At 41.7% G+C, this 9150-nt stretch carries 10 protein-coding genes and 1 tRNA gene; 3 read left to right on the top strand and 8 right to left on the bottom strand.

Annotated features, from left to right (window positions below; translation table 11 throughout):
* The coding region (gene clpB / locus Q0625_RS03960; protein WP_298823630.1) for an ATP-dependent chaperone ClpB at positions 1 to 2468 on the top strand (2468 nt) is incomplete at its 5' end.
* A gap of 148 nt (positions 2469 to 2616) precedes the next feature.
* Positions 2617 to 3354 carry a Bax inhibitor-1 family protein gene (locus Q0625_RS03955; protein WP_298823628.1) on the top strand — a complete coding sequence of 246 codons (738 nt, stop codon included), beginning with the start codon at positions 2617 to 2619 and terminating at the stop codon, positions 3352 to 3354.
* An 85-nt stretch (positions 3355 to 3439) separates the two neighbouring features.
* On the opposite strand, the gene Q0625_RS03950 is transcribed toward Q0625_RS03955, so the two are convergent.
* The 5 genes from Q0625_RS03950 to Q0625_RS03930 all read right to left on the bottom strand — a co-directional run bounded on the left by Q0625_RS03950 (position 3440) and on the right by Q0625_RS03930 (position 5169).
* Complete coding sequence (locus Q0625_RS03950) at positions 3440 to 3946, bottom strand: outer membrane beta-barrel protein (protein ID WP_298823627.1); 507 nt, start codon at positions 3944 to 3946, stop codon at positions 3440 to 3442.
* Positions 3947 to 4053: 107 nt separating this feature from the next.
* Positions 4054 to 4127: transfer RNA gene (locus Q0625_RS03945), tRNA-Ile, on the bottom strand.
* 108 nt (positions 4128 to 4235) lie between these two features.
* Positions 4236 to 4469: a DUF6327 family protein gene (locus Q0625_RS03940; RefSeq protein WP_298823626.1), complete on the bottom strand. Its 234-nt coding sequence runs from the start codon at positions 4467 to 4469 to the stop codon at positions 4236 to 4238.
* A gap of 4 nt (positions 4470 to 4473) precedes the next feature.
* Positions 4474 to 4824: a hypothetical protein gene (locus Q0625_RS03935; RefSeq protein WP_298823625.1), complete on the bottom strand. Its 351-nt coding sequence runs from the start codon at positions 4822 to 4824 to the stop codon at positions 4474 to 4476.
* An 18-nt stretch (positions 4825 to 4842) separates the two neighbouring features.
* A complete protein-coding gene (locus Q0625_RS03930; protein WP_298823624.1) occupies positions 4843 to 5169 on the bottom strand; it encodes a YtxH domain-containing protein in 327 nt (108 codons plus the stop codon).
* A gap of 392 nt (positions 5170 to 5561) precedes the next feature.
* On the opposite strand from Q0625_RS03930, the gene accD reads away from it, so the two are divergent.
* A complete protein-coding gene (gene accD / locus Q0625_RS03925) occupies positions 5562 to 6416 on the top strand; it encodes an acetyl-CoA carboxylase, carboxyltransferase subunit beta (protein WP_298823623.1) in 855 nt (284 codons plus the stop codon).
* A gap of 69 nt (positions 6417 to 6485) precedes the next feature.
* Here accD and dtd read toward each other — a convergent pair whose 3' ends face one another.
* From dtd to epsC, 3 genes are all read right to left on the bottom strand, one after another.
* Positions 6486 to 6941 (bottom strand): D-aminoacyl-tRNA deacylase, encoded by a 456-nt coding sequence (gene dtd / locus Q0625_RS03920; protein WP_298823622.1) that lies wholly within the window; start codon positions 6939 to 6941, stop codon positions 6486 to 6488.
* Positions 6942 to 7005: 64 nt separating this feature from the next.
* A complete protein-coding gene (gene cysK, locus Q0625_RS03915; RefSeq protein ID WP_298823620.1) occupies positions 7006 to 7929 on the bottom strand; it encodes a cysteine synthase A in 924 nt (307 codons plus the stop codon).
* 32 nt (positions 7930 to 7961) lie between these two features.
* On the bottom strand, positions 7962 to 8786 hold the full coding sequence (gene epsC, locus Q0625_RS03910) for a serine O-acetyltransferase EpsC (RefSeq protein WP_298823618.1): 825 nt from the start codon (positions 8784 to 8786) through the stop codon (positions 7962 to 7964).
* Between the last annotated feature and the right edge of the window lie 364 nt (positions 8787 to 9150).

The raw sequence follows: 9150 nt of genomic DNA, 5'->3' as shown, positions 1-9150 counted from the left end.
AGGTAGATAACAATGTACTGCCTTTTATCCTTAAAAAGTTGCAAGTCAATACCACAACTCTTGGTCAAGCAGTGGAAAAGGCCTTGGCTTCTTACCCTAAGGTACAGGGCGGACAGATGTCTCTTTCCCGTACAGCAGGGGAGGTGCTCACCGAAGCGAGCAATATCGCTAAGAAAATGAATGATGAGTATGTTTCCATAGAGCATCTGCTCTTGGCGATCTTCAAAATCAAAAACCAAGTAGGTCAAGCGCTTAAGGAACAAGGGGTTACCGAAAAAGAATTTGAAAAGGTCATCGCCGAACTGCGAAAGGGCGAACGTGTAACCTCCGCTTCAGCAGAGGATACCTATAACTCGCTTAACAAATATGCGAAAAACCTTACCCAACTTGCCCATAGTGGCAAACTGGATCCTGTCATAGGTCGTGATGATGAAATCCGCCGTGTGCTCCAGATCCTTTCCCGCCGTACCAAAAACAATCCTATGTTAGTAGGGGAACCTGGGGTCGGTAAGACAGCTATTGCCGAGGGATTGGCACACCGTATTGTCAATGGAGACGTGCCTGAGAACCTTAAGGATAAGACTATCTACTCCTTGGATATGGGTGCTCTTATCGCAGGGGCTAAGTACAAAGGGGAGTTCGAGGAACGACTCAAATCAGTAGTGAAGGAGGTGACCTCCTCCGATGGTAATATCATCTTGTTTATTGATGAGATACATACCCTTGTGGGTGCTGGTGGAGGCGAAGGTGCTATGGATGCCGCTAATATCCTCAAACCTGCCTTGGCGCGTGGAGAACTTCGTGCCATTGGTGCCACTACCTTGGATGAGTATCAGAAATATTTTGAAAAAGACAAAGCCCTTGAACGTCGTTTCCAAAAGGTGATGGTGGAAGAGCCTGATACAGAGAGTGCTATCTCTATCCTCCGTGGTATCAAGGAGAAATATGAGGCTCACCACAAGGTACGTATCAAGGACGAAGCTATTATCGCTGCCGTGGAACTTTCTCAGCGCTATATTCCTAATCGTTATTTGCCTGATAAGGCGATTGACCTTATGGACGAGGCAGCTGCCAAACTACGTATGGAGATCAACTCCAAACCAGAGGAATTGGACGTACTTGACCGTAAGATCATGCAATTGGAAATTGAAATTGAGGCCATTAAGCGTGAAAATGACGATGAAAAACTCCGCTTACTCAATGCTGATCTAGCCAACCTGAAGGAGGAACGCAACGCCCTCTTTACCAAGTGGCAAGGTGAAAAAACCTTAGTGGATGAGATACAAGCGGTTAAGAACAATATTGAACAATACAAATTAGATGCTGAACGTGCCGAACGTGAAGGAAACTATGGTAAAGTAGCTGAACTTCGTTATGGTAAGATCAAGCAAGAAGAAGCCAAACTCGAAAGTCTTCAAAAAGAAGTAGAAGGGCATGAGATGTCCATGATCAAGGAGGAGGTAACCCGTGAGGATATAGCCGAAGTGATCGCCAAATGGACAGGGGTGCCTGTGACCAAGATGATGCAGGGCGAGCGTGAAAAACTTCTCCACTTAGAAGAAGAACTACACAAACGTGTGGTAGGACAAGAAGAGGCTATTGCAGCTGTCTCCGATGCGATCCGCCGTAGCCGTGCAGGCTTACAAGATCCTAAAAAGCCTATTGGCTCCTTCCTATTCTTGGGAACCACTGGGGTCGGAAAGACAGAGTTGGCAAAAGCTTTGGCTGAATATCTCTTTGACGATGAGAATGCGATGACTCGTATTGATATGAGTGAATATCAAGAAAAGCATGCTGTAAGCCGTTTGGTAGGAGCGCCTCCAGGATATGTAGGTTATGACGAAGGTGGACAACTTACTGAGGCAGTACGTCGCCGTCCTTACTCTGTGGTCTTATTGGACGAGATAGAAAAGGCTCACCCCGATACTTTCAATATTCTCTTACAAGTATTGGACGAAGGACGTCTTACGGATAACAAGGGACGTACAGCCGATTTCAAGAATACGATTATTATCATGACTTCCAACATGGGTAGCCATCTTATTCAGGAAAGTTTTGAGAAATATAAGGATACAGAAGAAGCTACCGAAAAGGCCAAAGAAGAGGTGCTACAATTGCTCAAGCAAACCGTACGACCAGAGTTTATCAACCGTATAGATGACATAGTGATGTTTGCCCCACTCACTAAGGCAGATATTAGGCAGATTGTACGTTTGCAGCTCAATAGCATCATCAAGTTGGTAGCTCGTGAGAATATTGTGTTGGAAGCCACCAATGAGGCGATAGACTACTTAGCAGAGCGCGGTTACGACCCACAATTCGGTGCCCGTCCTGTAAAGCGTGTCCTCCAGAAAGAGGTGATGAACGCCCTCTCCAAGGAGATCCTCAAAGGCAATATCAAGGCAGGTAGCCTCATCTTGATAGACTCCTTTGACAATGGTCTTGTCTTTAGAAATAAAACAGAGTAGTTTTAAATTTTAAGTTTTGAGTTCTGAGTTCTGAATTTTAAGTTTTGAGTTACTGATAAAAGTCAATTGATTTACATTAGTAACTCAAGACTAAGAACTCAAAATTCAAAACTTTTTTGTATTTTTGCCCATTATAAAACCTATTATCATGAATTCATACAATTCCAGCTACAATAAGAGTAGCTACAACAACTCCTACAACTCAGCTCCTGAGTTGGTAACTTATTCTACGGATACAGAACGTGCTACTTTTTATAGGAAAACCTACACCCATGTCGCCTTGGCGCTTTTGGCTTTTATCTTGGTAGAGACGGCTTTACTCCGCTTGGTCCCAGAGGAACTCATCTTAGCCATGTTTGGACGCAAATTTATATGGCTGTTTATCATAGGTGGTTTCTGGTTAGGCTCTATGTTGGCGAGCAAATGGGCACATTCCCTTAGCCGAACTACCCAATATGTGGGGCTAGGGCTTTATGTGCTTTTGGAAGCTGTGATTTTCTTGCCATTGATTTACATTGCATTGGCTTATACAGGTACTGAGATTCTCTCACAAGCAGCTATTATTACGCTTTCCTTGTTTGGAGGGCTTACAGCAGTTGTTTTTATGACACGTTTGGATTTTTCTTTTCTAAGAAGTATTCTAGTCATAGGTGGTTTTCTCTCCTTGGGGCTTATTGTGGCAGGGGTACTCTTCGGATTTGAGTTAGGCCTATGGTTCTCTGTGGGGATGGTAGTTCTTGCTGCCGGAAGTATTCTTTACCAAACGTATAATGTGAAGAATGAATACACCACTGACCAATATGTAGGTGCTGCCCTACAACTGTTTTCCTCAGTGATGTTGCTCTTCTGGTATATATTGAGAATCCTTCATTCAAGAAGAGACTAAAAAAAGTTGAAAAATAAAAAGTAAAAGGTAAAAAGTGCTCTATACTTTTTACCTTTTACCTTTTATCTTTTACTTTTTACCTAAATTAAAATCTATAGGTGATTCCTGCTTTAGCTCCACTGGTGAGTACTCCTCCAGAGAGTTCCAAATTCACCCCAAAGTTATCAGTAAAGAAATAGCGGGCACCAGTCTGTCCAATAAGACTAAAGCCTGAGTAGCTATCTCCAATGTAGTCTCTTCCGTCCTTAACTGAAACAGTAGAAGTATAAACTCCTAAACTCAACCCTGCATAAAGGTCTAATGGGCGAGGAAGGTTGAATAAGTTGTTGAAATGGTAGTTTCCATTGGCAAAGAATCCCATGATGTTGTGGGTATAATAGCTTGAATGGGAGTAGCTACGGAAAGTAAATTCACCTCCTACGCTGATATCGTTAGTAACTCCATAATCAAGCCCTACATACACAGGAATTCCCCAACCAGAGATACCTACTCCAGCATTGAGTTGTAAGCCACCTTGATCTAAGTTACCACTTTGTGCAGAGGCGGTGGCTGCAGCCATAAATAGCCCTGCTAAAAATAGAAATTTCTTCATTTAATTACGTTTTTGAAAATCTGGGCAAAGGTAGGTATATTTTCTTTAAAAAGCAACTATAACCCATAAAAAAAGCACTTACATCTCTGTAAGTGCTTTAGCGAAGGTGGTCCAGCTTGGGCTCGAACCAAGGACCCCCTGATTATGAGTCAGGTGCTCTAACCAGCTGAGCTACAAGACCTCGCTTTTTTCAGGGTGCAAAAGTACGACCTTTTTCCCATATATCAAAATTTTATCTTCATTTTTTTAGAGCAAAAAAGCTAAAACATTGATTAGAAAAAGATTACTATTAGAAAAACTTTCTAAGCAAAAAGCCAGCCACTAGTGATAATAAGCTTCTTTGCTTTTCGGCTATGGCACTTCTGAACTGTGCTACGGAGTCCGCAAAAAGTCCACTTATGGAAAGATTACGAAGTAGCGTTTGATAATCAGTCTTTAGGCACAAAAGGTCTATATCCTTTTTGAGCTTGAGTGCACGCAAGTCGTTTTCTATTTCGGTGAATGAGGTGTATTTTCTTTCCATGACATTATTCTTTAAAATATATTTCGGACAATTTGCTCAATATAGGCTTCTGGATAAGCCCCTTGCGGTTTTTGTAGATAATGAGCAGTGCTAATACAAAGATTAGCCCCATTATGGCAAAGCCTAGGGCTTCACTACCTAACCATTCTCCAATAGCAAAAGCAGAGGCACAAGCCAAGAAAAAGGCAATAATCAGCAGAAAAAGAGCTGTCACAAAAAGGCTTACAAAGCCCATAGTGGTCTTGGCTATAATACGGAATATATATAGCTTATAGTACTCCAAATGTGAATTGACCGTTGATTCCACTTCTGTGGGTAGGGTCTTTGCCGTTTCCTTGAGTTCGCTGAGTGCCATGATAAGAGTGCTTAGGGATTATTTTTGATATTTAGCTGCGGCTGCCTTTAGGTCTTCCAATTTGCGTTCAAGAGCATTGATAACTTCCTCTGCCTTGTAGCTAGATTTGGAAAGTAGTCTCTCTACATTGTCCTCCAAAGTGCCTTTGAGTTTGAGTTTCTTCTCTTTTAGATTTTCATTCAGGTGAGTGAGTTTGTCCTTAAGGTTGTCGGACACCCCTTCCAATGATTTACGAATACGTTTGCGGGTCTTTTTTCCTTCATCAGGAGCGAAAAGAATTCCCACACCTACGCCTATGGCAGCACCAAGCACCAAGGCTGCTAATGTGTTTCCTATCTTAGACATAATTCAAATTATTTATATGCACCGCAAAGATAGACTTTTTTGTCTTAAAAAAATCATTTTTGACTGTTATAATTTATTTAAAAATAGTCAGTCGTCAGTATTCAGAGGTCAGTATTCAGTATTCAGGGGTCAGAGGTCAGTATTCAGCGGACAGCGGTCAGTATTTAGTATTCAGCGGACAGCGGTCAGTATTTAGTATTCAGCAGTCAGAGTCTGTCAACTGTCAACTGACTTCTGTCAACTGAAAAACAGAAAACTTATCAACATTAACACACCTAGGAATCGTTATGTAGAAAAAAAACCGTAATTTTGCCCTGCTAATTTCTAAGGTAAGTCTTTAAGAGGGCTATCCGCTATCAGAAAGGCTATCTTACTATTAATGAGAAACATATATGTCTTGGTTCAAGAGAAAAACAAAAGGAATACAGACAGCTACTGAGGAGAAAAAGGATATACCACAAGGACTCTGGTATAAGTCTCCTACAGGAAAAATAGTTGAAACAGAGGAACTTGCTCAGAATTTCTATATTAGCCCAGAGGATGGCTACCATGTGCGTATTGGCAGCAAGGAATATTTTGAAATATTGTTCGATGGCAAATTCAGTGAACTGGATAAGACCATGAAAGCAAAAGATCCATTGGACTTTGAGGATACCAAGAAGTACAAGGACAGGCTTAAGGAAGCTCAAAAGAAAACCAACCTATACGATGCCGTGCGTTGTGCCGTAGGGGAGTCCAAAGGACGTGAGCTAGTGGTGGCTTGTATGGATTTTGACTTCATTGGAGGTTCTATGGGGAGTGTTGTAGGGGAAAAGATAGCCCGTGGTATAGATTACGCTATTAAGAATCGCTTGCCTTTTATGATGATATCCAAGTCAGGAGGCGCCCGTATGATGGAGGCGGCTTTCTCCCTTATGCAGATGGCTAAAACTTCAGCAAAACTCGCCCAATTGGACGACGCAGGGCTGCCTTATATTTCTCTATGTACCGACCCAACCACGGGAGGGGTAACAGCTTCTTTTGCTATGTTGGGAGATATTAATATAGCGGAACCGGGTGCTCTTATTGGCTTTGCAGGACCTCGAGTGGTGAAGGATACCACAGGAAAGGAATTACCTGAGGGCTTCCAAACAGCTGAGTTTGTTCAGGAGCATGGCTTTTTAGATTTCATTGTCAATCGTAAAGAGCTTAAGGACAAGGTGAATTTGTATATAGACCTTGTTATGAACTTGCCTGTGAGGGCTTAATGAAATGGACTAAGTACCAAACCTAATTTATATTTCATTCATTTTTTATGATTAAGATGCGTGATTTCGTCAGAAATCACGCATCTTGCTATCTATAAGGATAGTAACAGGTCCATCATTGCAGAGACTCACTTGCATATCGGCTCCAAATACACCTGTGGCAACAGGCTTTTGGGTGAGTTCTTGTAGCCTTTGGACAAAAGCTTCATATAAGGGGATTGCTTTTTCAGGTCTGGCAGCACGAATATAGGAGGGACGATTACCCTTCTTGGTGCTGGCATATAGGGTGAATTGGCTCACTACCATAAGGGAACCTTCCACTTCCTGCAAAGAGAGGTTCATCACCCCTTCAGCATCATTGAAAAGGCGAATTTGAGCCACTTTCTTACATAGGAAGTCTATATCATCTTGACCATCGGCTTCTTCTATTCCTAAAAGGAGCAGAAAACCCTGACCTATTTCCGAATGCACTGCCCCTGCTATGGCTACTTGGGCATGGCTGACACGTTGGAGGAGAATACGCATAGTTGATTAGTTGATTAACAAAAATGAGCCGATTAGCACATTGTCAAATCGGCTCATTGTCTCATTAATATGGATTTTCTTCAAAAAGGTCAGCTACAGACCAGTAGCGATCACCTGAATCGTAATTTACGGTAAGTACTACTTCATTTTCCTTGATTTCAGGGAGTTTCTTAGCAATAGCAGCCAAGGAAGTACCGGTGGAAATACCCGCTAAGATACCTTCTGTCCTGGCCAAACGACGGGTGTAATCGTAGGCTTCATCCTTGTCTATGGTGATGATACCATCGTAGATAGAGGTATTGAGTGTTTTAGGGATAAATCCTGTTCCTATTCCTTGTAGTGGGTGTGGACCTGGCTTGTTACCACTAAGCACGGCAGAGGTAGCAGGCTCTATACCAAACACTTTAGTATGAGGGAATTTGCCTTTCAATACTTCTCCAATACCAGAGAGGTGTCCTCCTGTTCCAATACCAGAGATAAAGTAATCCACTCCTTGTGGGAAGTCAGCCAAGATCTCTTGAGCGGTAGTAAGGCGGTGTATTTCAGGGTTGGCTGGGTTTTCAAACTGCTGTGGAATCCAAGAGTTAGGAATAGAGGCGGCCAATTCTTTAGCTTTTTCTACGGCTCCTCCGGTTCCTTTTTCCTTAGGAGTGAGTACGAAAGAGGCACCATAGGCAGAAACGAGTTTGCGGCGTTCTACACTCATGGACTCAGGCATTACAAGTACTAATTTGTAGCCCTTTATAGCAGCCACAAGGGCTAATCCTACCCCTGTATTTCCTGAAGTAGGCTCTATGATTACAGTATCTTTGTTGATGATTCCGTCTTTTTCAGCCTTTTCAATCATGGCCAAAGCAATACGGTCTTTGATGCTTCCTCCTGGGTTGCTCTTTTCTAATTTGATCCAAACTTGATGGGTTGGGAAGAGTCTGGAAAGACGAATAACAGGAGTATTTCCAATAGCTCCTAAAATGTTGTCATGCTTCATAAAATTATAAATTATGTTAATAGAAAGTTTGTTTATATATGAAAAAATATAGGTTCAGGGGATAGGTTTTTCTGTTTGGTGATCATTTCACTCTTATAGTAGATGACAGTATAGGGTTCTATGCTTTCAGTAAGCCATACATTTCCCCCTATGGTACTATCGTGTCCTATCTGGCTGTTGCCCAATATGGTAGCCCCTGAATAGATAACAACATTATCACCTATCTTGGGGTGACGATCTGTGTTCATCTTGTCCTTGGTAACCGATAGGGCTCCTAGGGTTACACCTTGGTATATCTTTACATTGTCACCTATCACACAAGTCTCTCCTATGACGATGCCTGTACCATGGTCTATACAGAAGTTCTTACCAATCTGTGCGGCAGGGTGTATATCAATTCCTGTGCGGCTGTGGGCGTACTCCGACCATACCCGAGCCAAAAGCTTTAATCCTTGTTGCCACAGCTGATGGGCAAGCCTATGAATGGCAATAGCATAGAACCCAGGGTAGGACATATATACCTCCTCCAAGTTCTGAGCGGCGGGGTCATTCCCTAGGATAGCCCTTGCATCGCAGAGCAAAAGCGGATATATCTGGGTAATAGAGGTGAAAAACTGCTTTGTTTGTTGCTCAGTGATCTCGGTTTCCTTCAAGTAATCATAGACAATTTCCGAGAGTTCCAAGCGCTTGCCTCTAAGGCGCTGCTCTATCTCATAACTACTCTCACAAGTAGTGGAATCCAAATTGAATAGCAAGCGATAAAGAGCATCTACGAAATCCTCCGCCTTCTTCTTAGGGAAAGTATTTTTCAGATAGCTCCGTTGCTCTAATATCAATTCCGTAAGGGTCTTCTCCATGTTTGTAGCTAGCTATAATGTTTAGGTTTTGAAAAAATAATATTCTTGTATAAAAAGAAGAATAAAAAATTCTTTGCAAAGGTACATCTTTTTTCCGAAAAAAAAAATTTAAAAGCACTTTTTTCAAGAAAATTTTTTTATTAAACTATGTTTTTCTATAAAAATACAATATAACTTATTGATTTTCATAGGAATAAAAAGGTTTTAGCAGTTGATATTTTGTGAAAAATTTGTGATTTCCAATCCTCTAATAAAGAAATACTTACCACTTACATAATAAATTAACGAATCTTTTTATTACTTCTCAGCAGCCTTTTCCTTGACTTTGCCCCTTGCATTGTTGTAATTTTGCACTCTGTTCAGG

Source organism: uncultured Capnocytophaga sp., from assembly GCF_938029845.1.
Classification (GTDB): Bacteria; Bacteroidota; Bacteroidia; order Flavobacteriales; family Flavobacteriaceae; genus Capnocytophaga.
The sequence above is the reverse complement of the archived record's forward strand: the minus strand, read 5'-3'. Positions and strand labels throughout refer to the sequence as shown.